This window comes from Citrobacter sp. Ct235, from assembly GCF_030332305.1.
Lineage (GTDB): Bacteria > Pseudomonadota > Gammaproteobacteria > Enterobacterales > Enterobacteriaceae > Citrobacter_A > Citrobacter_A telavivensis.
This window is the reverse complement of sequence record NZ_JAOWIC010000002.1, coordinates 182,939-207,647: the sequence shown is the minus strand read 5'-3', so window position 1 is coordinate 207,647 and position 24,709 is coordinate 182,939. Positions and strand designations below refer to the sequence as shown.

The window sequence follows — 24,709 nt, the reverse complement described above, 5'->3', positions numbered from 1 at the left end:
GCGGGAATAGCTCAGTTGGTAGAGCACGACCTTGCCAAGGTCGGGGTCGCGAGTTCGAGTCTCGTTTCCCGCTCCAAATTCTTATCTCCAGAAAATCAACCACAGTACATTTTTGTATTGGGGTCATTTTATTTTGCCTTTGTCACATTCTTGTGAACAGAGTTATCCACAGCTTAAGATTTTTCTTTGGAATATTCAGATACTTCGCCGGGTGAATAGTTTTTCTTTAACTGTCTGAAATCATAGTTAAAATTAAGATTGCAAATTGTTAATGCGATCACTTGACGATCTTCTCGTTCTTGAATAGCAATGTGTTTTTATTTTTATTCACAGCCTGTGGAAGATTCAGGCGTCCCGCGGGAGTCCCCTCTCGATAGCGTTGACCAGTCGCCTTTGCTTCGGGGATTGCACGTCAACCACGCAGGCGTTTCGCTTCGCGATTTGCTGCGCGACTGCCCATTCAATATGCTCATCAAGAAGTGGGTGCTCACCCCGACGACTTTCCAGCGCGGAAAGGGCGGCGTCACTCCAGGGGGCATTGCCGAGGGCGACAGCAATATTACGCAGCCAGCGCAGATGACCAATACGGCGAATAGCCGATCCTTCCGTAATTTTTAAAAACGTTGCTTCACTCCAGGTAAACAGCTCAATCAACTCGGGCGCATGAAGTGCCTTGCGTGGGCTGAAATCGTCTTCGCTGGTCAGGTGTGAATAGCGGTTCCACGGACAGATCAACTGACAGTCATCACAACCGTAGATCCGGTTGCCCATGAGTGGCCGCAGGGCTTCAGGGATCGCGCCTTCCAGTTCGATGGTGAGGTAAGAGATGCAGCGACGCGCATCCACCGTGTAAGGGGCAACAATTGCACCGGTCGGGCAGGTGGTGATGCAGGCGACGCATTTCCCGCATCCTTCCTCCACGGGATCGTCAACCGGCAGGGGTAAATCAATCAGTAACTCACCGAGAAAGAAAAACGACCCCGCTTCGCGGTTCAGGATAAGTGAGTGCTTACCTGTCCATCCAAGACCGGCTTTTTCCGCCAGCGGGCGCTCAAGTATGGGCGCAGAGTCGACAAAAGGTCTAAAATTCAGCGTGACACAATGCTGCTGAATCATCTTGCCCAGCTTTTTGAGGCGGTTACGTAAAAGCTTATGGTAGTCGCGCCCCAGGGCATAGCGACTGATGTAGCCCTGTGCGGGGTTTTTCAGCGTACTGGCAAACGCGGCGTGGGCGGGAAGATAGTTCATGCGCACGCTGATGACGCGTAGCGTGCCGGGCAACAGCTCATGGGGACGCGCGCGCATCATGCCGTGACGCGCCATCCAGTCCATTTCGCCGTGGTATTGTTTGTCCAGCCACGCCTGCAGTTTGGGTTCGGACTCGCTCAGGTCGGTATCGGTAATACCGACCTGCTGAAAGCCCAGTTCCAGCCCCCACTGCTTAATTTTTCGCACTAACTGATTGAGATCGAGGGGCTCTGACATGACGGACCATACAATGAAGAAAAACCCCATCAGTATACCACACTCCATCTGGCCCGCCGATGACATCAAACGACTGGAGCGAGAAGCCGCCGACGCGCTGGGGCTCACGCTGTTCGAGCTGATGCTGCGGGCGGGTGAGGCGGTGTTTGATGTGGCTCGAGAGTCCCGGCCTTATGCCCGGCGCTGGTTGGTGCTCTGCGGTCACGGTAATAACGGTGGCGATGGCTACGTGGTGGCGAGGCTGGCGAAGGCGGCTGGGATTCTGGTCACCTTGATAGCGCAGGAGAGCGACAAACCGCTCCCCGAGGAAGCCGCACAGGCGCGAGAGGCCTGGCTGAACGCAGGCGGCGTTATTCATTCCCCGGCGATCGCCTGGCCGGAAAATATCGACCTGATTATTGACGCGCTGTTAGGGACCGGGTTAACCCAGGCGCCGCGCGAACCGTTGTCTACGTTAATCGAACGGGCAAACGCCCATCCTGCACCTGTTGTCTCGATAGACATACCTTCCGGGTTGCTGGCACAAACGGGAGCGGCACCCGGTGCGGTCATCAGGGCCGAACGCACGGTTACCTTTATCGTCCTGAAACCGGGTCTGCTGACAGGAAAAGCCCGTGATGTCACCGGGCGCGTCCATTTTAATTCGCTAGGACTGGACGACTGGCTGGCGGGGCAGGATGCGCCGATTCAACGCTTCGACGCCTCGCAACTTGCGCACTGGCTCTCTCCGCGCCGTGCAACGTCGCATAAAGGCGATCACGGTCGGCTGGTGGTGATTGGCGGCGATCACGGTACGGCAGGCGCGATTCGGCTGGCTGGCGAAGCGGCGCTGCGTGCCGGGGCGGGACTGGTACGCGTGCTGACGCGCAGCGAGAATATCGCCCCGCTGTTGACCGCTCGTCCCGAACTGATGGTGCATGAGCTGACGCCGCAGTCCCTTGATGAAAGCCTCGCATGGGCGGATGTCATTATCATTGGTCCAGGGCTTGGACAGGCGGAGTGGGGCAAAAAAGCGCTGCAAAAAGTCGAGAATTTTCGTAAACCGATGCTCTGGGACGCGGATGCGTTGAACCTGCTGGCAATCAACCCCGATAAACGTCACAATCGCGTCATCACACCGCACCCGGGAGAAGCCGCGCGGTTACTGGGGTGTTCTGTCGCAGAAATTGAAAGCGATCGCTTACATTCTGCACAGCGTCTGGTAAAACGTTACGGAGGCGTTGCGGTGTTGAAAGGGGCGGGAACGGTAGTTGCCGCACAACCAGAGGCATTGGGAATTGTCGATGTCGGGAACGCGGGCATGGCCAGCGGCGGCATGGGCGATGTGCTCTCCGGTATTATTGGCGCATTGCTCGGACAGAAGCTTACCCCGTATGATGCAGCCTGTGCTGGCTGCGTGGCCCACGGTGCGGCGGCAGATGTTCTGGCGGCGAGCGTAGGTATGCGCGGTATGTTGGCAACCGATCTTTTTTCCACGCTACAGCGTATTGTTAACCCTGATGTGATTGACGTTTATCATGATGAATCGAGTAATTCCGCTACCTGACGAACAGGCAACATTAGACCTGGGACAACGGGTAGCCAAGGCCTGCAATGGCGCGACCGTTATCTACCTCTACGGTGATTTAGGTGCGGGTAAAACCACCTTTAGTCGGGGATTCCTGCAGGCGTTAGGGCATTCCGGTAATGTAAAAAGTCCAACCTATACGCTGGTCGAACCCTATTCTCTCGATAACCTGATGGTCTATCACTTCGATCTGTATCGTCTTGCCGATCCCGAGGAGCTCGAATTTATGGGGATCCGCGATTATTTTGCCAACGATGCCATTTGCCTGGTGGAATGGCCACAACAGGGTAAAGGTGTACTCCCGGACCCGGATGTCGAAATACACATAGATTACCAGGCGCAAGGTCGTGAGGCGCGCATCAGTGCTGTCTCCTCATCAGGTGATTTGTTGCTGGCGCGTTTAGCCGGTTAACCTTAAAGGTGGCGGGATGATTTATCGCATCAGAAATGGGTTGGTGGCTATGCTGGTTCTGCTGTGCGCGCAGGCCGGGGCTGCCAGCCTCTCCGATATACAGGTCTCCAACGGCGATCGGCAGGCGCGTATTACGCTCAGCTTTATTGGCGATCCTGATTATGCCTTTTCCCATGAAGGCAAACGTACCGTTGCGTTGGATATTAAGCAAACGGGGGTCATTCAGGGGCTTCCGCTGATGTTTAGCGGTAACAACCTGGTGAAGACCATTCGTTCCGGTACGGCGAAAGATCCGCAGTCACTACGACTGATGGTGGATTTAACTGAAAATGGGAAGACCGAGGCGGTAAAACGGCAGAATGGCGGAAATTACACGGTGGTCTTTACCATTAACGCCGATACACCCCCTCCGCCCCCTCCTGCGCCCGTGGTCGCTAAACGCGTGGAGACGCCGGTGGTGACGCCACGTCCGAGTGAACCTGCACGCAATCCGTTTAAAGCCAGTGACGATCGAACCACCGCCGTGACCAGTAGCAATACGGCAACACGCCCAGCGGCCAGGGCGACATCCAGCAGTGGTGACAAAGTGGTGATCGCCATCGATGCCGGGCACGGCGGACAGGACCCCGGCGCGATTGGTCCTGGCGGCACGCGAGAGAAAAATGTCACTATCGCGGTGGCCCGTAAACTGCGCACATTACTCAATGCCGACCCGATGTTTAAAGGCGTGTTAACCCGCGATGGGGATTATTTTATCTCCGTGATGGGGCGATCCGACGTGGCGCGAAAGCAAAACGCCAACTTCCTGGTGTCAATTCACGCCGATGCCGCGCCCAACCGAAGCGCCACCGGTGCTTCCGTATGGGTGCTGTCGAACCGACGCGCCAACAGCGAAATGGCGAACTGGCTGGAAGAACATGAAAAACAGTCAGAGTTGCTGGGCGGTGCGGGGGATGTGCTGGCAAACAGCCAGTCCGATCCTTACTTAAGTCAGGCGGTGCTGGATTTGCAGTTCGGCCATTCCCAACGCGTAGGGTATGATGTGGCAACCAACATGTTAGGCCAGCTCGAACGGATTGGTTCACTGCACAAACGGCGTCCTGAGCATGCCAGCCTGGGCGTTCTGCGCTCGCCGGATATTCCGTCGGTGCTGGTGGAGACCGGCTTTATCAGTAATCACAGTGAAGAACGTCTGTTGGCGAGCGATGCGTATCAGCAGCAGCTGGCCGACGCGATTTACAAAGGGCTGCGTAACTACTTCCAGGCGCATCCGATGCAGTCGGCCCCGCAGGGAAGCGCGGCGCAAACCGCGAGCGCCGCGACGCCGGGTGAGTCGTTGATCAACTAAGGAATTTGCATGCCGATTCAGGTGTTACCGCCACAACTGGCGAACCAGATTGCCGCAGGTGAGGTGGTTGAACGACCTGCATCGGTGGTCAAAGAGCTGGTGGAAAACAGTCTCGATGCCGGGGCGACGCGGATCGATATTGATATCGAGCGCGGCGGCGCGAAGCTTATCCGCATTCGTGACAACGGCTGTGGGATCAAGAAAGATGAACTGGCGCTGGCGCTGGCGCGTCATGCCACCAGTAAAATCGCGTCGCTTGACGATCTGGAAGCGATCATCAGCCTCGGTTTTCGCGGCGAAGCGCTGGCGAGTATCAGTTCGGTGTCTCGCCTGACGCTCACGTCGCGCACTGAAGAGCAGCAGGAAGCCTGGCAAGCCTACGCCGAAGGGCGCGATATGGATGTGACGGTCAAACCGGCCGCACATCCGGTAGGGACCACGCTGGAAGTGCTCGATCTGTTCTATAACACTCCCGCCCGGCGCAAGTTTATGCGCACCGAGAAAACCGAATTCAACCATATTGACGAGATCATTCGACGCATTGCGCTGGCGCGTTTTGATGTGACGATCAACTTGTCGCACAACGGCAAAATGGTGCGTCAGTACCGTGCGGTAGCGAAAGACGGGCCGCAAGAGCGTCGTCTGGGGGCCATTTGCGGCACGCCGTTTCTTGAGCAGGCGTTGGCGATTGAGTGGCAGCATGGCGATCTGACATTACGCGGCTGGGTCGCCGATCCCAATCACACCACGACGGCGCTGGCGGAAATTCAGTACTGCTACGTTAACGGACGTATGATGCGTGACAGGCTGATCAACCATGCGATTCGTCAGGCGTGTGAAGATAAGTTGGGTGCCGATCAGCAGCCCGCGTTTGTGCTGTACCTCGAGATTGACCCGCATCAGGTGGATGTCAACGTGCATCCGGCCAAGCACGAAGTGCGTTTTCATCAGTCGCGCCTGGTGCATGACTTTATCTACCAGGGGGTACTGAGTGTGCTGCAACAGCAGCTTGAATCGCCATTACTACTGGAAGCCGAAGGTGAGCCTGCGCCCCGACACGTTCCCGAAAACCGCGTGGCCGCCGGACGTAACCATTTTGCCGAGCCGGCGCCGGTGCGTGAACCCACGGCACCACGCTACGCCTCCGCGCCGTCAGCGGGCAGCAGCGTTCCGCGCCCGACCGCGGCAAGCTGGCCGCATGCCCAACCGGGCTACCAGAAACAGCAGGGCGAAGTGTATCGCCAGCTCTTGCAAACGCCGACGGCGGCGACAAAATCGCCCGCGGCGGAACCTGCGGTGTCAGCACTGGCGGGACACAGTCAGAGCTTCGGTCGCGTGCTCACTATCGTTGGCAACGACTGCGCGCTGCTGGAACGCGAAGGGAACATTTACCTGCTGGCGCTGCCCGTTGCAGAACGCTGGTTGCGTCAGGCGCAGCTCTCTGCGCAAGAGGGAAAAGTCTGTGCCCAGCCGTTGTTGATTCCGCTGCGGCTAAAAGTCTCTGTGGATGAAAAGGTCGCGCTGGAAAATGCACAGGGCGCGCTGGTGGAATTAGGGATTGAATTTCAGGCAGATGCCCAGCATGTGACCATTCGAGCGGTGCCTTTACCCTTACGCCAACAAAATTTACAAATCTTGATTCCTGAACTGATAGGCTACCTGACGCAGCAGCCAGCGCTTGAACCTGGTAATCTGGCGCAGTGGATTGCGCGTAATCTGATGAGCGAGCATGCGCAGTGGACAATGGCTCAGGCCATTACCCTGTTGGCTGATGTGGAGCGGCTTTGCCCGCAGCTCGTGAAGGCACCGCCGGGTGGTCTGTTGCAACCTGTTGATTTACATACGGCGATGAATGCCCTGAAACATGAGTGATATCAGTAAGGCGAGCCTGCCAAAGGCAATTTTCTTGATGGGGCCAACGGCCTCGGGCAAAACAGCGCTAGCGATTGAATTGCGTAAAGTTTTGCCAGTAGAGTTGATAAGCGTTGATTCCGCCCTTATTTACAAAGGGATGGATATCGGGACGGCGAAACCGGACGCTGAAGAGTTAAAAGTGGCTCCGCACCGATTGCTGGATATTCGCGATCCGTCGCAGGCGTACTCTGCCGCGGATTTCCGCCGCGATGCGCTGGCGCAGATGAGTGAGATCACTGCGGCGGGGCGTATTCCGCTGTTAGTGGGCGGTACGATGTTGTATTTCAAGGCATTGCTGGAAGGCCTCTCGCCGTTACCGTCGGCAGACCCGCAGGTCAGGGCCAAAATTGAGCAACAGGCGGCAGAGCATGGGTGGGATGCGTTGCACCAGCAGTTGCAGACAATCGATCCGGTTGCTGCTGCGCGTATTCATCCGAATGATCCGCAAAGACTTTCCCGAGCACTGGAAGTTTTTTTCATTTCGGGTAAAACTTTAACGGAACTGACGCAAACGTCAGGTGATGCTTTACCGTACCAGGTGCATCAGTTTGCTATCGCCCCAGCGAGCCGTGAGCTATTGCATCAACGCATCGAGCAGCGTTTTCATCAGATGTTGGCTTCAGGATTTGAAGCAGAAGTTCGGGCGCTCTTTGCCCGCGGAGATTTGCATACGGACTTGCCTTCCATTCGTTGTGTGGGATACCGCCAGATGTGGTCATACCTTGAAGGCGAAATATCATACGATGAAATGGTTTATAGAGGTGTTTGCGCCACGAGGCAGTTGGCAAAGCGCCAGGTAACCTGGTTGCGCGGTTGGGAAGGGGTGCACTGGCTTGACAGTGAGAAACCTGAGCAGGCGCGGAACGAAGTATTACAGGTTGTTGGTGCTATCGCGAACTGAATGTGTACAATTAAGGCGTATCGTGCGCAATTTTCAGAATCGAAAGATTCAAAGTACAAATAAGCATATAAGGAAAAGAGAGAATGGCTAAGGGGCAATCTTTACAAGATCCGTTCCTGAACGCACTGCGTCGGGAACGTGTTCCAGTTTCTATTTATTTGGTGAATGGTATTAAGCTGCAAGGTCAAATCGAGTCTTTTGATCAGTTTGTGATCCTGTTGAAAAACACGGTCAGCCAGATGGTTTATAAGCACGCGATTTCTACTGTTGTCCCGTCTCGCCCGGTTTCTCATCACAGTAACAATGCCGGTGGCGGTACCAGCAGTAACTATCATCACGGTAGCAGCGCGCAGGGTTCTGCTGCGCAACAGGACAGCGAAGAGACCGAATAAGGTTTTTGACTGTTTTACACACGGGGAGCCAGAATTTCTGCGTTCCCCGCTGATCTATATCGAGGGGTTGACGCTTGTTTGACCGTTATGACGCCGGTGAGCAGGCGGTACTGGTACACATCTATTTTTCGCAAGACAAAGATATGGAAGATCTCCAGGAGTTTGAGTCTCTGGTCTCTTCCGCCGGTGTCGAAGCAATGCAGGTGATTACCGGTAGCCGTAAAGCACCGCACCCGAAGTACTTTGTTGGTGAAGGTAAAGCCGTTGAAATTGCGGAAGCCGTAAAAGCGACAGGCGCTGCCGTCGTATTATTCGATCATGCATTGAGCCCGGCCCAGGAGCGAAACCTGGAGCGCCTGTGTGAGTGTCGTGTTATCGACCGCACCGGCCTTATCTTAGATATTTTTGCGCAACGTGCACGTACCCATGAGGGGAAATTGCAGGTTGAGCTGGCGCAGTTGCGCCATCTGGCTACGCGTCTTGTCCGTGGCTGGACCCACCTCGAAAGACAGAAAGGCGGGATTGGTTTGCGCGGTCCGGGTGAAACCCAGCTCGAAACCGACCGTCGTTTATTGCGAAACCGTATATTGCAGATCCAGTCGCGCCTGGAAAAAGTTGAAAAGCAACGTGAGCAGGGGCGACAGTCGCGCATTAAGGCGGATGTCCCGACCGTCTCGTTGGTGGGATATACCAACGCCGGAAAATCCACCCTTTTCAACCAGATAACCGAAGCCAGGGTCTATGCGGCAGATCAACTGTTTGCCACTCTGGATCCGACGCTGCGACGCATTGACGTGGCGGATGTCGGGGAAACTGTGCTGGCGGATACCGTTGGATTTATCCGCCATCTTCCGCACGATCTGGTGGCGGCGTTTAAAGCGACCCTCCAGGAAACGCGTCAGGCGACGCTGTTGCTGCATGTGGTTGATGCAGCGGACGTGCGTGTGCAGGAAAACATCGACGCAGTGGATACGGTTCTCGAAGAGATCGATGCTCACGAGATCCCGTCCCTGATGGTGATGAACAAGATCGATATGCTGGATGACTTTGAACCGCGTATCGACCGGGATGAAGAGAACAAACCGATCCGTGTCTGGCTTTCCGCGCAGACAGGGATTGGGATACCACAGCTTTTTCAGGCTTTGACGGAGCGACTTTCCGGCGAGGTGGCGCAGCACACGTTGCGTTTGCCGCCGCAGGAAGGGCGTCTGAGAAGCCGTTTTTATCAGCTTCAGGCAATAGAAAAAGAGTGGATGGAGGATGACGGTAGCGTAAGTCTGCAAGTTCGCCTGCCGATCGTTGACTGGCGTCGCCTCTGTAAACAAGAACCGGCACTGAAAGACTATGTTGTCTGACCTGACGGATATGGCCTGAAGATTTTTTCGCCTCTGTACCTTGTGGATGTTGTGCGTCAGGAAGGCGGCAAGTTCTGAACGCTCCTGGAATATAGTCAACTATGTGACTGGGGTTGAGGGATGTAGCCAACGCATCTGTAGCGCAAAAGACACAGGTATAGCATCGCATAACAAATATGGAGCACAAACATGGCGTGGAATCAGCCCGGTAATAACGGACAAGACCGCGACCCGTGGGGAAGCAGCAAACCAGGCGGCAACTCTGAGGGAAATGGAAACAAAGGTGGTCGCGAGCAGGGGCCACCTGATCTCGATGACATCTTTCGCAAACTGAGTAAAAAACTCGGTGGTCTGGGGGGCGGTAAAGGTACCGGCTCTGGCGGCGGAAGTTCATCGCAAGGCCCGCGTCCGCATCTGGGCGGGCGTGTCGTCACCATCGCGGCGGCAGCTATCGTCATTATTTGGGCGGCAAGCGGTTTCTACACCATCAAAGAAGCAGAACGCGGCGTGGTGACACGCTTCGGTAAGTTCAGCCATCTGGTTGAACCGGGCCTGAACTGGAAGCCAACGTTTATCGACGAGGTTACGCCGGTGAACGTGGAAGCCGTCCGCGAACTGGCCGCTTCCGGGGTGATGCTGACCTCGGATGAGAACGTCGTGCGCGTTGAGATGAACGTGCAGTACCGTATCACCGATCCGCAGAAATATCTGTTCAGCGTGACCAGCGCAGATGACAGTCTGCGTCAGGCGACCGACAGCGCCCTGCGTGGCGTAATCGGTAAATACACCATGGACCGTATCCTGACCGAAGGGCGTACCGTTATTCGTAGCGATACCCAGCGTGAACTGGAAGAGACCATTCGTCCGTACAACATGGGTATTACCCTGCTGGACGTCAACTTCCAGGCAGCGCGTCCGCCGGAAGAGGTGAAAGCGGCGTTTGACGATGCAATTGCTGCACGTGAGAACGAACAGCAGTACATCCGTGAAGCGGAAGCGTATACCAACGAAGTTCAGCCGCGTGCGAACGGTCAGGCACAGCGTATCCTCGAAGAGGCACGTGCCTACAGAACGCAAACTATCCTGGAAGCACAGGGTGAAGTGGCGCGCTTTGCTAAGATCCTGCCGGAATATAAAGCCGCACCGCAGATTACTCGCGAGCGTCTGTATATCGAGACGATGGAAAAAGTGTTGAGCCATACCCGCAAAGTGTTGGTTAACGACAAAGGTGGCAATCTGATGGTTCTGCCATTGGATCAGATGCTGAAAGGCGCGAGCACGCCAGCGGCAAAGAGCGATAGCGGTTCAAACCTGCTGCGTCTGCCTTCCACGTCTTCTTCCAGCAGCACCGGAGCAAGCAACACCTCGTCCACCAGTCAGGGCGATATTATGGACCAACGCCGCGCCAACGCGCAGCGTAACGACTACCAGCGTCAGGGGGAATAACGATGCGTAAGTCAGTTATTGCGATTATCATCATCGTGCTGGTAGTGCTGTACACCTCTATTTTCGTGGTGAAAGAAGGTGAGCGCGGAATTAAGTTCCAGTTCAGCAGCGTCGTGCGCGATGCTGACAAAAAACCGTTGATTTATGAGCCAGGCCTGCACTTTAAGGTTCCCTTTATTCAGTCGGTGAAAATGCTCGATGCGCGTATCCAGACGATGGATAACCAGGCCGATCGCTTTGTCACCAAAGAGAAGAAAGACCTGATTGTCGATTCTTACATCAAGTGGCGCATCAGCGATTTCAGCCGTTACTTCCTGGCGACGGGCGGCGGCGATATTTCTCAGGCTGAAGTGTTGTTGAAACGTAAGTTCTCTGACCGTTTGCGTTCTGAGATTGGTCGTCTGGATGTGAAAGACATCGTGACCGACTCCCGTGGTCGTCTGACCCTGGAAGTTCGTGACGCGCTGAACTCTGGTTCTGCCGGAACGGAAGACGAAGTGGCGACGCCAGCCGCGGATAACGCGATTGCGGAAGCCGCTGAGCGCGTGACCGCAGAAACCAATGGCAAAGTGCCGGTGATCAACCCGAACAGTATGGCGGCGCTGGGGATCGAAGTGGTCGACGTACGGATCAAGCAGATCAACCTGCCGACCGAGGTGTCTGAAGCGATCTACAATCGTATGCGCGCTGAGCGTGAAGCGGTAGCGCGTCGTCACCGTTCACAAGGTCAGGAAGAAGCGGAAAAACTGCGCGCGACAGCCGACTATGAAGTGACCAAAACGCTGGCGGAAGCTGAGCGTCAGGGTCGTATCATGCGCGGTGAAGGGGATGCTGAAGCGGCGAAACTGTTTGCCGATGCGTTCAGCCAGGATCCTGACTTCTACGCCTTTATTCGTAGCCTGCGTGCTTACGAGAAGAGCTTCGAAGGCAATCAGGATGTCATGATCATGAGCCCGGACAGCGATTTCTTCCGCTACATGAAGACACCGAGTACCGCAACGCGATAATATCGCTCCAACGGTTTTAGGTTAGACGCATAAAACCACCGGCATCCTCAGGGATGCGGTGGTTTTCTTTTTTATAAGGACGTCCAATGAACTCAACAATCTGGTTGGCACTTGCCCTGGTGTTAGTGCTTGAGGGTTTAGGCCCGATGCTCTATCCGCGAGCATGGAAGAAGATGATTTCTGCCATGACGCAGTTGCCCGAAAATACGTTACGTCGTTTTGGCGGCGGACTTGTGGTTGCGGGCGTTGTGGTCTACTACATGTTGAGGAAAACGATTGGCTGATCAAAAAGTGTGCGAAATTAGCTGATTTTTGCATGCAAAAAGTGCTGTATATCTGAAAAAGCGATGGTAGAATCCATTTTTAAGCAAACGGTGATTTTGAAAAATGGGTAACAACGTCGTCGTACTGGGCACCCAATGGGGTGACGAAGGTAAAGGAAAGATCGTCGATCTTCTGACTGAACGGGCTAAATATGTTGTACGCTACCAGGGCGGTCACAACGCAGGCCATACTCTCGTAATCAACGGTGAAAAAACCGTCCTCCATCTTATTCCATCAGGTATTCTCCGTGAGAACGTCATCAGCATCATCGGTAACGGTGTTGTGCTGTCTCCGGCTGCATTGATGAAAGAGATGAAAGGACTGGAAGATCGTGGTGTTCCTGTTCGCGAGCGTTTGCTGCTGTCTGAGGCATGCCCGCTGATTCTGGACTACCACGTTGCGCTGGATAACGCGCGTGAGAAAGCTCGTGGCGCGAAAGCGATCGGCACTACCGGTCGTGGTATCGGGCCGGCTTACGAAGACAAAGTCGCACGTCGTGGTCTGCGCGTTGGCGACCTGTTCGACAAAGCCACGTTCGCTGAAAAACTGAAAGAAGTGATGGAATATCACAACTTCCAGTTGGTTAACTTCTACAAAGTTGACGCGGTTGACTACCAGAAAGTGCTGGATGATGTGATGGCGATTGCCGACATCCTGACTGCAATGGTGGTTGATGTTTCCGATCTTCTGGACCAGGCGCGCAAGCGTGGCGATTTCGTCATGTTCGAAGGTGCGCAGGGGACACTGCTGGATGTTGACCACGGTACTTATCCGTACGTAACCTCCTCTAACACCACTGCAGGTGGCGTGGCGACCGGTTCAGGCCTGGGTCCGCGTTATGTGGATTACGTTCTGGGCATCATCAAGGCTTACTCCACTCGCGTGGGTGCGGGTCCGTTCCCGACTGAGCTGTTTGATGATATCGGTGAGTTCCTGTGCAAACAGGGTAACGAATACGGTGCCACTACCGGTCGTCGTCGTCGTACCGGCTGGCTGGACTCCGTGGCTGTGCGCCGTGCGGTACAGATCAACTCCCTGTCGGGCTTCTGCCTGACCAAACTGGACGTACTGGACGGTTTGAAAGAGGTGAAAATCTGTGTCGCTTATCGTATGCCGGATGGCCGTGAAGTGACCACGACACCGCTGGCGGCTGACAATTGGGAAGGTATCGAGCCGATTTACGAAACCATGCCGGGCTGGTCTGAATCCACCTTTGGCGTGAAAGAGCGTAGCGGTTTGCCGCAGGCAGCGCTGAACTACATTAAGCGTATCGAAGAACTGACCGGTGTACCGATTGATATTATTTCTACCGGCCCGGATCGTACTGAGACCATGATTCTGCGCGACCCGTTCGACGCATAATTTTGGTTCGTGGCGCAGTGCCTGATGGCGCTGCGCTTATCAGGTCTACAGAGTGTAGTAGGCCGGATAAGACGCAAAGCGTCGCCATCCGGCTTAATCGTGCGTTAAACCCTCGCTTTTTCCTTCCTGAGTGAAATAAATTGGCAGTCGGACAGATGGCTGGTTTATCATCAATATATAAGATGTATCCCGTTCCCCCCTTTTCCCTGAGGTCGATGTGCAGTTAACGAGTTTCACCGATTACGGACTACGAGCGCTAATCTATATGGCGTCACTCCCGGAGGGTCGCATGACCAGTATTTCGGAGGTGACGGATGTCTACGGCGTTTCCCGTAATCATATGGTCAAAATAATCAATCAACTTAGCCGGGCGGGCTTTGTGACTGCTATTCGGGGGAAAAATGGTGGGATCCGCTTAGGCAAAGCCGCGAATACCATTCGGATTGGCGATGTCGTGCGCGAGCTCGAACCGCTGTCGTTGGTGAACTGTAGCAGCGAGTTTTGCCACATTACCCCTGCCTGTCGACTTAAACAGGCACTTTCTAAGGCCGTGCAAAGTTTTCTTACGGAACTGGATAACTACACGCTTGCCGATTTGGTTGAAGAAAATCAACCGCTTTATAAATTATTGCTGGTGGAATAATGAAGTCCACAGTATTTCGCGTCGTATCACCGCGGCAACTGAGCGAATCCCCACGCGCTTACAAAAGCAAGTGACTGGGGAGAGCAAAAGCAGCCAACAAAGAGACGGCGAGAAAGACGACGGAATTCCACCGGAGCTGACAATGGAGGAACCTCAATGTCACAAGATCCTTTCCAGGAACGCGAAGCTGAAAAGTACGAAAATCCTATCCCAAGCCGGGAATTTATCCTCGAACATTTAACAAAACGTGAAAAACCGGCCAGCCGTGATGAGCTGGCTGTGGAGCTGAACATTGAAGGCGAAGAGCAGCAGGAAGCCCTGCGCCGTCGTCTGCGCGCGATGGAGCGTGACGGACAGCTGGTCTTCACCCGTCGCCAGTGCTATGCGCTGCCGGAACGTCTCGATCTGCTGAAAGGTACCGTTATTGGCCACCGTGATGGCTACGGCTTTCTGCGCGTCGAAGGACGTAAAGACGATTTATATCTCTCCAGCGAGCAGATGAAAACCTGCATCCATGGCGATCAGGTGCTGGCGCAACCGCTGGGTGCAGATCGTAAAGGCCGCCGCGAAGCGCGTATCGTACGCGTGCTGGTGCCGAAAACCAGCCAGATTGTCGGTCGTTACTTCACCGAGGCAGGCGTGGGCTTTGTCGTTCCGGATGACAGTCGCCTGAGCTTCGATATTCTGATCCCGCCGGAAGAGGTGATGGGCGCCCGCATGGGATTTGTGGTGGTGGTTGAACTCACCCAGCGTCCGACGCGCCGCACCAAAGCGGTAGGTAAAATCGTTGAAGTGCTGGGCGATAACATGGGTACCGGTATGGCTGTCGATATGGCGCTACGGACCCATGAAATCCCGTACATCTGGCCTGCCGCCGTTGAAAAACAGGTTGCCAGTCTGAAAGAAGAGGTGCCTGAAGAGGCAAAAGTCGGTCGTGTGGATTTACGCGATTTACCGTTAGTCACCATCGACGGCGAAGACGCCCGCGACTTTGACGATGCGGTCTATTGCGAGAAGAAACGCGGTGGCGGCTGGCGTTTGTGGGTGGCCATTGCCGACGTGAGCTATTACGTGCGTCCGCCGACGCCGCTCGACCAGGAAGCGCGTAATCGCGGGACGTCCGTGTACTTCCCGTCGCAGGTGGTACCGATGCTGCCGGAAGTGCTCTCCAACGGCCTGTGCTCACTGAACCCGCAGGTTGACCGTCTGTGCATGGTCTGCGAAATGACCGTGTCGACCAAAGGACGTCTGACAGGGTATAAATTCTACGAAGCGGTGATGAGCTCGCACGCGCGTCTGACCTATACCAAGGTCTGGCATATATTGCAGGGCGATCAAGAGCTACGCGAGCAGTATGCGCCGCTGGTTACGCATATCGAAGAACTGCACAATCTTTACAAGGTGCTGGATAAAGCCCGTGAAGAGCGCGGCGGTATCTCGTTTGAAAGTGAAGAAGCGAAGTTCATTTTCAACGCGGAACGTCGTATTGAGCGGATTGAGCAAACCCAGCGTAACGATGCGCACAAGCTGATTGAAGAGTGCATGATTCTGGCAAACATCTCGGCGGCGCGTTTCGTTGAGAAGGCCCAGGAGCCTGCGCTGTTCCGTATTCACGACAAGCCGACTACCGAGGCTATCACCTCCTTCCGTTCCGTTCTGGCGGAACTGGGGCTGGAACTGCCGGGCGGTAACAAGCCGGAACCACGTGACTACGCGGAACTGCTGGAATCGGTTGCCGATCGTCCCGATGCCGAAATGTTGCAAACTATGCTACTGCGCTCGATGAAGCAGGCGATTTACGATCCGGAAAACCGCGGTCACTTTGGCCTGGCGCTGCAACAGTATGCGCACTTTACGTCGCCAATCCGTCGTTACCCGGATCTCTCGCTGCACCGCGCCATTAAGTATCTGCTGGCGAAAGAGCAGGGTCATAAGGGCAACACCACCGAGACCGGCGGTTATCACTATTCGATGGAAGAGATGCTGCAACTGGGCCAGCACTGTTCGATGACCGAACGTCGTGCGGATGAAGCAACCCGTGACGTTGCTGACTGGCTGAAGTGCGACTTCATGCTGGATCAGGTTGGCAATGTCTTTAAAGGCGTGATTGCCAGCGTCACCGGTTTTGGCTTCTTTGTACGTCTGGACGAGCTGTTTATTGATGGTCTGGTGCATGTCTCTTCGCTTGATAACGACTACTACCGTTTTGACCAGGTGGGGCAGCGCCTGACCGGCGAATCCAGCGGTCAGACTTACCGTCTTGGCGATCGCGTGGAAGTGCGCGTAGAAGCGGTCAATATGGATGAGCGCAAGATCGACTTCAGCCTGATCTCCAGCGAACGAGCACCGCGTAACGAAGGTAAAACGGCGCGCGAAAGAGCGAAAAAAGGCGATGCGGGTAAAAAAACCGGGCGTCGTCGTCAGGTCGGCAAAAAAGTGAACTTTGAGCCTGACAGCGCTTTCCGCGGCGAGAAGAAAGGCAAGGCCGGGGCTAAGCCTGCGGCGGAGAAGAAAGGCGATAAAAAAGCGAAAAAGCCATCGACAAAAACGCTTAAAATCGCAGCAGCCACGAAAGCAAAACGCGCCTCGAAAAAGAAAGACGCGCAGTAAGCCACACAGTGTAAGCCGGGGACGCAGAGCGTCACCCGGCATGATTAACTATTAACGAGTAATTTCATGAGTGAAATGATTTACGGCATCCATGCGGTGCAGGCCCTGCTGGAGCGTGCTCCTGAACGTTTTCAGGATGTCTTTATTCTCAAAGGCCGTGAAGATAAGCGCCTGCTGCCGCTGATTCACGCCCTCGAAGCGCAGGGTGTGGTCATCCAACTGGCGAACCGTCAGTTTCTGGATGAGAAAAGCGAAGGGGCCGTACATCAGGGCATCATCGCCCGCGTGAAGCCGGGCCGTCAGTATCAGGAAAACGATCTGCCGGATCTGATCGCCTCACTGGATCAACCTTTCCTGCTGATCCTGGATGGCGTGACCGACCCGCATAACCTCGGCGCCTGTTTGCGTAGCGCCGATGCCGCCGGCGTCAATGCGGTGATTGTGCCGAAAGATCGTTCTGCCCAACTGAATGCCACAGCGAAGAAAGTCGCCTGCGGCGCAGCGGAAAGCGTTCCGTTGATCCGGGTGACTAACCTGGCGCGTACCATGCGTATGTTGCAGGAAGAGAATATCTGGATTGTCGGCACGGCGGGTGAAGCTGACCATACCCTCTATCAGAGCAAAATGACGGGGCGTATGGCGCTGGTGATGGGGGCAGAAGGTGAGGGAATGCGTCGTCTGACGCGTGAACATTGTGACGAACTGATCAGCATTCCGATGGCCGGTAGCGTCTCATCACTTAACGTTTCTGTCGCCACAGGTATCTGTCTGTTCGAGGCCGTTCGCCAGCGTAGCTAATGTCGTATCCCCGAAGCCATCCAGCAGGATGGCTTTTTTGTGTCCTCCTTTCCAGGCATTCTCCGCTCAGACTGACCATACTTACTGAGATGCCATTGAAGGAGGGAAACATAATGCATTGGCAAACTCACACCGTTTTTAATCAGCCGTTACCCCTGAATAACAGTAATCTGTTCCTGTCTGATGGTGCGCTCTGCGAAGCGGTGGCGCGCGAGGGGGCGGGCTGGGACAGCGAACTTCTCGCCAGTATCGGTCAACAACTCGGCACCGCCGAATCTCTTGAACTGGGACGGCTGGCAAACGCCTGGCCACCGGAGCTGCTGCGTTACGACCCTCGGGGGCAGCGACTGGACGACGTTCGCTTCCATCCCGCATGGCACCTGTTGATGCAGGGGCTGTGTACCAACCGTGTACATAACCTGCCCTGGGAGGAGGAGGCGCGCGCCGGATCGTTTGTTGCCCGGGCCGCGCGCTTTATCTTGCATGCGCAGGTGGAAGCCGGGACGCTCTGCCCCATCACCATGACCTTCGCCGCCACGCCGCTGTTGCAGCAGATGTTGCCCGCTACGTTTGCCGACTGGCAAACGCCTCTGCAAAGCGATCGCTATGATTCGCACCTCGCACCGGCTGGGCAAAAGCGTGGCCTGCTGATTGGTATGGGGATGACGGAAAAGCAGGGCGGTTCTGATGTGCTGAGCAACACCACCCGCGCCGAGCGGCTGGAGGATGGATCGTACCGGTTGGTAGGACATAAATGGTTTTTCTCGGTGCCACAAAGTGATGCCCATTTGGTACTGGCGCAGGCAAAAGGCGGCCTCTCCTGCTTCTTCGTCCCCCGCTTTTTACCTGACGGTCAGCGCAATGCGATCCGCCTCGAACGGCTAAAAGACAAGCTGGGGAATCGTTCTAATGCCAGTGCGGAAGTGGAGTTTCAGGATGCCATCGGCTGGCTGCTGGGAGACGAGGGCGAAGGCGTTCGTCATATTCTGAAGATGGGCGGTCTGACGCGTTTTGACTGCGCGCTTGGCAGCCACGGCCTGATGCGTCGCGCCTTCTCGGTTGCTGTCTACCACGCGCACCAGCGTATGGTGTCTGGCAAGCCGCTGATCGAGCAACCGATGATGCGCCAGATGCTCAGCCGCATGGCGTTACAGCTGGAAGGGCAAACCGCGTTGCTGTTTCGTTTGGCTCACGCCTGGGATCGGCGTAGCCATGCCAATGAACGGCTCTGGGCGCGGCTGTTCACCCCCGCTGCGAAATTCGTCGTCTGTCAAAGCGGCATCCCGTTTGTGGCGGAGGCGATGGAGGTACTCGGCGGGATAGGGTATTGCGAAGAGAGCGAACTGCCGCGGTTGTACCGGGAAATGCCGGTTAACAGCATCTGGGAAGGCTCTGGCAATGTTATGTGCCTCGATGTTCTGCGGGTCATCGGTAAACAAACGGGGGTCGATGAGATGCTGAGCGAAGCGTTCTCTGACGTCAGGGGTCAGGACAGACACTTCGATCGCGCGGTACGTCAGCTTTTGCCGCGACTGCGCAAGCCTTCTGAAGAACTGGGCCGCGATATCACTCAGCAGATTTTTCTGTTGGGATGCGGGACGGAAATGTTGCGGCATGCGTCACCGCCTGTTGCACAAGCCTGGTGTCAGATGATGCTGGATACGCGCGGTAGGATGTTGCTATCAGAACGGGTACAGGACGCGCTGTTGTTACGGGCGACAGGGGGATTGCGCTGAACGTTGCCGGATGCGCCTGTGCCATCCGGCAATCTGTTACGCGTAGAGAATAGCCTGTACGCGCCAGTTATCGGGCTGCTGATCTTCGTACATCTGAACGATGCGATACCATGATGCACCTTGTTCATCGGCTTTTAGCGCCACGATACGCTCCACATCCTGTGGGTTTCCGTAAATATTACTGACAGAGATCAGGCCAATTTCATTGAGGCCAGTCACGCAATCCGCACTTGCGAATTCGGCAGACTGCGCCGTCGTACTCACCAGTCCGGCAGTTAACAGCAGTGAGGATAAGGCAAGAGATTGTTTCATCGTCAGCTCCATTTTATGTTTCCCCGCAATGCGCAGGGCATTCCATCGCCGAAATAAACGTCCAGCCTCCTGCTGTCGGTTTATTGTGCACAGGTAAACGTATAGAGGCGTAAAGCTACGTGAAATTGCCTTAAATTCCCTCAATGACTATTTACGATATAAGATGGCCTGTGAATACCACTGACCCGTCACGATGGTTTCATCAACCAGGACAATAACGTAATAATCGGCTTTCGCTGCGGCGGCTTTCGCTTTGACTTCATCGACGGCATCATCCGGAGAGCCTCTGACCAGAGAGGTCACCGTTCCCATCCGTTGCAACCCTTGTGTTTGATCGCGACGAATTTCTTGCGGATGATCGGCGACGGGTGGCGCTGGCTGCGGCGTTCCCTGAAGAATGCTACATCCACTTAAGAGCATCACCAATATCAATGAGGTAAACCGACGCATCACTCTATCTCGTTTCCTGATAGCCATAGTGTAGTGCCTTATTAATTTCCCTTTGGGGGAATGTTCCCAAAATGTTACCTTCCGCGCGATTTTCGAATGAAAATGTCGCGAAAGCGTAATCCAGTTCTCAACATTATGAATCGTTGTTGAACACGCTACCTTGTTTATAATGTGACCCGTGGCATACCAGAGCCAAAAGGGGACGCAAATGATTGAAATTGAAATACGTCAGTTGGCGGAACATCACCTGCTTCACGCTTTTCCTGCGGGGCAACGCAATACACCTTTGCCGTGTATTGTTTTCTATCACGGATTTACCTCTTCCAGTCTGGTCTACAGCTACTTTGCCGTTGCGCTGGCGCAGGCCGGATTTCGGGTCATTATGCCAGACGCTGCCGAGCATGGGGCGCGGTTCAACGGTGACGCACAGGCGAGAATGGGGCATTTCTGGCAGATTTTGCAACAAAACATGCAGGAATTTGCGGCATTACGAGCGGCTCTGGACACAGAAAACTGGCTGCTGGATGACCGCCTCGCGGTCGGAGGCGCGTCAATGGGGGCAATGACTGCGCTGGGGATTATGACTCAGCATCCGGAGGTCAACTGTGTCGCCAGCCTGATGGGATCGGGCTATTTTACCCGTCTGGCGCGAACGTTGTTTCCCCCTTCTGCCCTGGACACACCCGCCCGGCAAGAGGCGTTCGCCCGCATTATTGCGCTGTTGGCGAAGTGGGACGTGTCGCAGCAGCTTGACCGACTGGCCGACAGACCGTTGCTGTTATGGCATGGCCAGGACGATGACGTGGTTCCGGCGGCGGAAAGTTTCCGTTTGCAGCAGGCGATGATTCAGGCCGGGCTGGACCAGAATCTGACCTGCCAGTGGCAAGCGGGCGTGCGCCATCGCATCACGCCCGAAGCCCTGAGCGCAACGGTGTCTTTTTTCCGTCAGTATCTCTAGACGCGCAGAATGCTAACGCCTTGTGCCTCAAGCTGTTTCAGGATCTCAGGGTTAGCATTTTTGCCAGTGATGAGCATATCGATCTGGTCCGCGCGGCTGAACAACATCCCTGCCCGCTCGCCGACTTTACTGCTGTCGACCAGTACCACCAGTTTACCGACGACACTCAGCATTTTCTGCTCCGCCATTGCAGTGAGCATATCGGTTTTATACAGTCCGTCAGTGGTCAGCCCTTTACCACTGGTAAACATCCAGTGCCCAGCGTAGAGACTGTTTTCACTGCCCTGCGGACTGAGGGTGATCGACTGGCTCTTATTGTACTGCCCCCCCATGATGATCACGCTTTCATGCTCTTGATCGATAAGATAATTGGCCAGCGGCAGATAGTTGGTAATGATCTGTACAGGCTTTCCGCACATTTCACGGCCCAGGAGAAATGCGGTAGAACCGCAGTTGATCACCACGCTTTCCCCCGGATTGACCAGTTGAGACGCCGCTTTTGCGATACGCACCTTTTCGTCGTGATTCTGCGCCTGATGCAGGTTCATCGGCGTCCAGCGGGGGCGTGGTAGGGAAATGGCTTCGGCCCCATTGCGGACTTTTTTAAGCTTGCCGCTCTCATCAAGTTTATTGATATCCCGACGCGCTGTGGCGGGGGAAATCTCCAGACGTTCGATGATATTCTCAACGGTGACAAATCCCAACTGCGCCAGCATGTCCAGTAAGATTTGATGTCTCTGTGCTTCAGTCATGAGCTATTCCGATAAAAAATGATTTCAAAAGATGATATTTGAAATAGCCTGAAAATACTAAAGTAAATATGAATAAACGCCGGGATTTTCCCGGCGTTTTGCGCATTACAGGAAGGATTTAAAGGGCAGGTCTGGTTCGATAGTAAAGCAGTCATCAAAGCCGCGCGGATAGTGATATTCAACGTTATCTTTATCCAGAGGCCAGGTAAATTTACCGCCAACCTGCCAGATGAAGGGCTTGAAGCCGTACTTCAGCCTGTCTTTTTTCATCTCCCACAGTACGCGGATTTCCTGCGGATCGGCCTGGAAATTTGACCAGATGTCATGATGAAACGGGATCACGACTTTGGTGTTTAATGATTCCGCCATGCGCAGGATGTCAGCACTGGTCATTTTATCGGTAATGCCGCGCGGGTTTTCACCATAAGAACCCAGCGCCACGTCGATCTGATACTCGTTACCGTGCTTGGCGTAATAGTTGGAGTAGTGCGAATCACCGCTGTGATAGAGGGTGCCACCCGGCGTTTTGAACAGATAGTTGACGGCGCGTTCGTCCATGCCATCCGGCAGTACGCCAGCGGCTTTTTGATCGGCAGGCAGGGTAATCAGCGCGGTGCGATCGAAGGCGTCCAGCGCGTGAATCTCAATATCTTTCACTTTCACCACGTCGCCCGGTTTGACCACGATGCAACGTTCTTTCGGCACACCCCAGCCGATCCAGAGATTTACACATGTCTGCGGACCAATAAACGGTACGTCATCAGCGCAGTTTTGCATGACTGCGGCGGCGACATTGACGTCAATGTGATCATTATGATCGTGGGTCGCCAGTACCGCATCAATCTGTCGAATGGCAAAAGGATCAAGAACAAACGGTGTGGTGCGCAGGTTAGGTTGTAACTTCTTCACTCCTGCCATACGCTGCATCTGATGCCCTGTTTTCATCAGCGGGTTACCGTGGCTTTGTTTACCGGTACCGCACCAGAAGTCCACGCAAATATTGGTCGCGCCCTGCGATTTCAGCCAGATACCGGTGCAACCCAGCCACCACATGGCAAAGGTTCCTGGAGCGACCCGCTCCTGTTCAATCTCTTCATTCAGCCAGCTACCCCACTCCGGGAAGGTGCTCAGGACCCATGATTCACGGGTGATGGTGTTTACTTTACTCATCGTTTTGACTCCTGGTTAAATCAAAAATAATCATATATTGATTCAATGTGATTGATGTTGACATCATTTTGATCGCATTGCAATGAGTAAATAAAGAGGGTTTGGCCTCGTCACATCACTGTAAGTCTCAAATTTCATTGCTTTTTTATAAAGTGATTCATTTTAACTAAATGAATTATAAAGACTAAATTGTTATTGTGATGATGCGGAAGGATTCATTGCTCATCCCTGGGAAATAATTTGCGTGATAGGTCACAAATAATCAAATTCAATCTTGTTGTGATTACTTTTGATTAATAAAGTGATGGCACTAACCTCGCAGGGATTATCCCTCATGTTCCCATTTTCTGGAGAGAGTTATGGAGATCCTCTACAACGTCTTTACCGTTTTCTTTAATCAGGTAATGACGAATGCTCCGCTGCTGCTGGGTATTGTGACGTGCCTGGGCTACATCCTGCTGCGCAAAAGTGTGAGCGTGATTATCAAAGGCACCATCAAAACGATTATCGGTTTTATGCTGTTACAGGCAGGTTCTGGCATTTTGACCAGCACTTTCAAACCGGTGGTGGCGAAAATGTCCGAGGTCTTCGGTATTAACGGCGCTATCTCAGACACTTATGCATCTATGATGGCGACTATCGAGCGTATGGGTGACGCCTATAGCTGGGTGGGTTATGCGGTACTGCTGGCTTTGGCGCTGAACATTTGCTACGTGTTTCTGCGCCGCATCACCGGCATTCGCACCATCATGCTCACAGGTCACATTATGTTCCAGCAGGCAGGGTTGATTGCCGTTACTCTGTTCATCTTTGGTTATTCGATGTGGACCACCATTATTTGCACTGCAATCATGGTGTCACTGTACTGGGGCATCACCTCCAACATGATGTATAAGCCGACCCAGGACGTGACCGATGGCTGTGGTTTCTCCATTGGCCATCAACAGCAGTTTGCGTCGTGGATTGCTTATAAAGTCGCGCCGTATCTGGGTAAAAAAGAGGAGAGCGTTGAAGACCTCAAATTGCCCGGCTGGCTGAATATTTTCCACGACAATATCGTCTCTACGGCGATTGTGATGACCATCTTCTTCGGTGCGATTTTGCTCTCCTTCGGTATTGATACCGTGCAGGCCATGGCCGGCAAAGTGCACTGGACGATCTACATTCTGCAAACCGGTTTTGCTTTTGCGGTGGCGATTTTCATTATCACCCAGGGGGTGCGCATGTTTGTTGCGGAACTCTCTGAAGCCTTCAACGGTATCTCCCAGCGCCTGATTCCGGGAGCGGTTCTGGCGATTGACTGTGCGGCTATCTATAGCTTTGCACCGAATGCCGTGGTTTGGGGCTTTATGTGGGGCACCGTCGGTCAACTCATTGCGGTAGGTATTCTGGTGGGTTGTGGTTCCTCCATTCTGATTATTCCTGGTTTTATCCCGATGTTCTTCTCCAACGCCACTATCGGCGTGTTCGCGAACCACTTCGGCGGCTGGCGTGCGGCACTCAAAATTTGTCTGGTGATGGGGATGATTGAAATCTTTGGCTGCGTCTGGGCGGTGAAACTCACCGGTATGAGCGCCTGGATGGGCATGGCGGACTGGTCGATTCTGGCGCCGCCGATGATGCAGGGCTTCTGGTCCATCGGTATCGCGTTTATGGCCGTCATCATCGCTATTGCACTGGTTTATATGATCTTCGCCGGGCGTACGTTGCGGGCTGAAGAAGATGCGGAAAAACAACTGGCAGAGGCTTCTGCTAAATAAGGAGTTT

The 24,709-nt window shown here is 54.4% G+C and carries 22 protein-coding genes and 1 tRNA gene; 18 read left to right on the top strand and 5 right to left on the bottom strand.

Annotated features, from left to right (window positions below):
• Positions 1-76: transfer RNA gene (locus OGY35_RS00945), tRNA-Gly, on the top strand.
• A gap of 269 nt (positions 77-345) precedes the next feature.
• Here the strand turns inward: OGY35_RS00945 and queG are convergent.
• Positions 346-1,485 (bottom strand): tRNA epoxyqueuosine(34) reductase QueG, encoded by a 1,140-nt coding sequence (gene queG / locus OGY35_RS00940; RefSeq protein WP_286631189.1) that lies wholly within the window; start codon positions 1,483-1,485, stop codon positions 346-348.
• Between queG and nnr the strand changes: the two genes are divergently transcribed.
• The 15 genes from nnr to OGY35_RS00865 all read left to right on the top strand — a co-directional run bounded on the left by nnr (position 1,484) and on the right by OGY35_RS00865 (position 19,300).
• Complete coding sequence (nnr, locus tag OGY35_RS00935; RefSeq protein WP_286631188.1) at positions 1,484-3,031, top strand: bifunctional ADP-dependent NAD(P)H-hydrate dehydratase/NAD(P)H-hydrate epimerase; 1,548 nt, start codon at positions 1,484-1,486, stop codon at positions 3,029-3,031. The two genes, queG and nnr, sit on opposite strands and share 2 nt — an antisense overlap.
• Positions 3,003-3,464, top strand: coding sequence for a tRNA (adenosine(37)-N6)-threonylcarbamoyltransferase complex ATPase subunit type 1 TsaE (gene tsaE, locus OGY35_RS00930; protein ID WP_152401661.1), 462 nt, complete (start codon positions 3,003-3,005; stop codon positions 3,462-3,464). Before nnr ends, tsaE begins: the two co-directional genes overlap by 29 nt.
• A gap of 16 nt (positions 3,465-3,480) precedes the next feature.
• Positions 3,481-4,812 carry an N-acetylmuramoyl-L-alanine amidase AmiB gene (gene amiB / locus OGY35_RS00925; protein ID WP_286631187.1) on the top strand — a complete coding sequence of 444 codons (1,332 nt, stop codon included), beginning with the start codon at positions 3,481-3,483 and terminating at the stop codon, positions 4,810-4,812.
• 9 nt (positions 4,813-4,821) lie between these two features.
• Positions 4,822-6,684 carry a DNA mismatch repair endonuclease MutL gene (gene mutL, locus OGY35_RS00920; RefSeq protein ID WP_286631186.1) on the top strand — a complete coding sequence of 621 codons (1,863 nt, stop codon included), beginning with the start codon at positions 4,822-4,824 and terminating at the stop codon, positions 6,682-6,684.
• Positions 6,677-7,627: a tRNA (adenosine(37)-N6)-dimethylallyltransferase MiaA gene (gene miaA, locus OGY35_RS00915; protein ID WP_286631185.1), complete on the top strand. Its 951-nt coding sequence runs from the start codon at positions 6,677-6,679 to the stop codon at positions 7,625-7,627. Before mutL ends, miaA begins: the two co-directional genes overlap by 8 nt.
• 83 nt (positions 7,628-7,710) lie before the next feature.
• A complete protein-coding gene (hfq, locus tag OGY35_RS00910; RefSeq protein WP_042321423.1) occupies positions 7,711-8,019 on the top strand; it encodes an RNA chaperone Hfq in 309 nt (102 codons plus the stop codon).
• A gap of 74 nt (positions 8,020-8,093) precedes the next feature.
• The gene (gene hflX / locus OGY35_RS00905) at positions 8,094-9,374 is read left to right on the top strand and encodes a ribosome rescue GTPase HflX (protein WP_286631184.1); all 1,281 of its coding nucleotides are present in this window, start codon (positions 8,094-8,096) and stop codon (positions 9,372-9,374) included.
• Positions 9,375-9,563: 189 nt separating this feature from the next.
• Positions 9,564-10,820, top strand: a complete 1,257-nt coding sequence (gene hflK / locus OGY35_RS00900) for an FtsH protease activity modulator HflK (protein ID WP_152401671.1) — start codon at positions 9,564-9,566, stop codon at positions 10,818-10,820.
• Positions 10,821-10,822: 2 nt separating this feature from the next.
• On the top strand, positions 10,823-11,827 hold the full coding sequence (hflC, locus tag OGY35_RS00895; RefSeq protein WP_046494403.1) for a protease modulator HflC: 1,005 nt from the start codon (positions 10,823-10,825) through the stop codon (positions 11,825-11,827).
• 86 nt (positions 11,828-11,913) lie between these two features.
• Positions 11,914-12,111 carry a DUF2065 domain-containing protein gene (locus OGY35_RS00890; protein WP_046494405.1) on the top strand — a complete coding sequence of 66 codons (198 nt, stop codon included), beginning with the start codon at positions 11,914-11,916 and terminating at the stop codon, positions 12,109-12,111.
• A gap of 103 nt (positions 12,112-12,214) precedes the next feature.
• Entirely contained in the window at positions 12,215-13,513 is a 1,299-nt protein-coding gene (locus OGY35_RS00885; protein WP_152401673.1) for an adenylosuccinate synthase, read from the top strand.
• Between the two features lie 217 nt (positions 13,514-13,730).
• Positions 13,731-14,156 (top strand): nitric oxide-sensing transcriptional repressor NsrR, encoded by a 426-nt coding sequence (nsrR, locus tag OGY35_RS00880; RefSeq protein WP_042321442.1) that lies wholly within the window; start codon positions 13,731-13,733, stop codon positions 14,154-14,156.
• A 156-nt stretch (positions 14,157-14,312) separates the two neighbouring features.
• A complete protein-coding gene (gene rnr, locus OGY35_RS00875; RefSeq protein WP_286631183.1) occupies positions 14,313-16,766 on the top strand; it encodes a ribonuclease R in 2,454 nt (817 codons plus the stop codon).
• Positions 16,767-16,832: 66 nt separating this feature from the next.
• Positions 16,833-17,564, top strand: a complete 732-nt coding sequence (gene rlmB / locus OGY35_RS00870) for a 23S rRNA (guanosine(2251)-2'-O)-methyltransferase RlmB (RefSeq protein ID WP_042321448.1) — start codon at positions 16,833-16,835, stop codon at positions 17,562-17,564.
• Between the two features lie 113 nt (positions 17,565-17,677).
• Positions 17,678-19,300, top strand: coding sequence for an isovaleryl-CoA dehydrogenase (locus OGY35_RS00865; protein ID WP_286631182.1), 1,623 nt, complete (start codon positions 17,678-17,680; stop codon positions 19,298-19,300).
• Positions 19,301-19,336: 36 nt separating this feature from the next.
• Here the strand turns inward: OGY35_RS00865 and yjfN are convergent, their stop codons facing one another.
• Both yjfN and bsmA read right to left on the bottom strand, forming a co-directional pair.
• Complete coding sequence (yjfN, locus tag OGY35_RS00860) at positions 19,337-19,612, bottom strand: DUF1471 family protease activator YjfN (RefSeq protein WP_178824917.1); 276 nt, start codon at positions 19,610-19,612, stop codon at positions 19,337-19,339.
• A 147-nt stretch (positions 19,613-19,759) separates the two neighbouring features.
• Positions 19,760-20,089, bottom strand: a complete 330-nt coding sequence (bsmA, locus tag OGY35_RS00855; RefSeq protein ID WP_046494428.1) for a biofilm peroxide resistance protein BsmA — start codon at positions 20,087-20,089, stop codon at positions 19,760-19,762.
• A 181-nt stretch (positions 20,090-20,270) separates the two neighbouring features.
• On the opposite strand from bsmA, the gene yjfP reads away from it, so the two are divergent.
• A complete protein-coding gene (gene yjfP / locus OGY35_RS00850; RefSeq protein WP_286631181.1) occupies positions 20,271-21,020 on the top strand; it encodes an esterase in 750 nt (249 codons plus the stop codon).
• Here yjfP and ulaR read toward each other — a convergent pair.
• Together ulaR and ulaG are read right to left on the bottom strand one after the other, a co-directional pair.
• Positions 21,017-21,772, bottom strand: coding sequence for an HTH-type transcriptional regulator UlaR (gene ulaR / locus OGY35_RS00845; protein WP_178827187.1), 756 nt, complete (start codon positions 21,770-21,772; stop codon positions 21,017-21,019). The two genes, yjfP and ulaR, sit on opposite strands and share 4 nt — an antisense overlap.
• Before the next feature lie 105 nt (positions 21,773-21,877).
• Positions 21,878-22,942, bottom strand: a complete 1,065-nt coding sequence (gene ulaG, locus OGY35_RS00840; RefSeq protein WP_286631179.1) for an L-ascorbate 6-phosphate lactonase — start codon at positions 22,940-22,942, stop codon at positions 21,878-21,880.
• A 359-nt stretch (positions 22,943-23,301) separates the two neighbouring features.
• Here ulaG and ulaA point away from each other — a divergent pair, with 359 nt between their 5' ends.
• Positions 23,302-24,702: a PTS ascorbate transporter subunit IIC gene (gene ulaA / locus OGY35_RS00835; protein ID WP_286631178.1), complete on the top strand. Its 1,401-nt coding sequence runs from the start codon at positions 23,302-23,304 to the stop codon at positions 24,700-24,702.
• Positions 24,703-24,709 lie beyond the last annotated feature (7 nt).

Bases quoted from the DNA above. Each gene is read 5' to 3' on its own strand.
- nnr (WP_286631188.1), top strand. From the start codon at position 1,484: ATGACGGACCATACAATGAAGAAAAACCCCATCAGTATACCACACTCC.
- queG (WP_286631189.1), bottom strand. From the start codon at position 1,485: ATGTCAGAGCCCCTCGATCTCAATCAGTTAGTGCGAAAAATTAAGCAG.
- tsaE (WP_152401661.1), top strand. From the start codon at position 3,003: ATGATGAATCGAGTAATTCCGCTACCTGACGAACAGGCAACATTAGAC.
- amiB (WP_286631187.1), top strand. From the start codon at position 3,481: ATGATTTATCGCATCAGAAATGGGTTGGTGGCTATGCTGGTTCTGCTG.
- mutL (WP_286631186.1), top strand. From the start codon at position 4,822: ATGCCGATTCAGGTGTTACCGCCACAACTGGCGAACCAGATTGCCGCA.
- miaA (WP_286631185.1), top strand. From the start codon at position 6,677: ATGAGTGATATCAGTAAGGCGAGCCTGCCAAAGGCAATTTTCTTGATG.
- hfq (WP_042321423.1), top strand. From the start codon at position 7,711: ATGGCTAAGGGGCAATCTTTACAAGATCCGTTCCTGAACGCACTGCGT.
- hflK (WP_152401671.1), top strand. From the start codon at position 9,564: ATGGCGTGGAATCAGCCCGGTAATAACGGACAAGACCGCGACCCGTGG.
- hflC (WP_046494403.1), top strand. From the start codon at position 10,823: ATGCGTAAGTCAGTTATTGCGATTATCATCATCGTGCTGGTAGTGCTG.
- OGY35_RS00890 (WP_046494405.1), top strand. From the start codon at position 11,914: ATGAACTCAACAATCTGGTTGGCACTTGCCCTGGTGTTAGTGCTTGAG.
- OGY35_RS00885 (WP_152401673.1), top strand. From the start codon at position 12,215: ATGGGTAACAACGTCGTCGTACTGGGCACCCAATGGGGTGACGAAGGT.
- rnr (WP_286631183.1), top strand. From the start codon at position 14,313: ATGTCACAAGATCCTTTCCAGGAACGCGAAGCTGAAAAGTACGAAAAT.
- rlmB (WP_042321448.1), top strand. From the start codon at position 16,833: ATGAGTGAAATGATTTACGGCATCCATGCGGTGCAGGCCCTGCTGGAG.
- OGY35_RS00865 (WP_286631182.1), top strand. From the start codon at position 17,678: ATGCATTGGCAAACTCACACCGTTTTTAATCAGCCGTTACCCCTGAAT.
- yjfN (WP_178824917.1), bottom strand. From the start codon at position 19,612: ATGAAACAATCTCTTGCCTTATCCTCACTGCTGTTAACTGCCGGACTG.
- bsmA (WP_046494428.1), bottom strand. From the start codon at position 20,089: ATGGCTATCAGGAAACGAGATAGAGTGATGCGTCGGTTTACCTCATTG.
- yjfP (WP_286631181.1), top strand. From the start codon at position 20,271: ATGATTGAAATTGAAATACGTCAGTTGGCGGAACATCACCTGCTTCAC.
- ulaR (WP_178827187.1), bottom strand. From the start codon at position 21,772: ATGACTGAAGCACAGAGACATCAAATCTTACTGGACATGCTGGCGCAG.
- ulaG (WP_286631179.1), bottom strand. From the start codon at position 22,942: ATGAGTAAAGTAAACACCATCACCCGTGAATCATGGGTCCTGAGCACC.
- ulaA (WP_286631178.1), top strand. From the start codon at position 23,302: ATGGAGATCCTCTACAACGTCTTTACCGTTTTCTTTAATCAGGTAATG.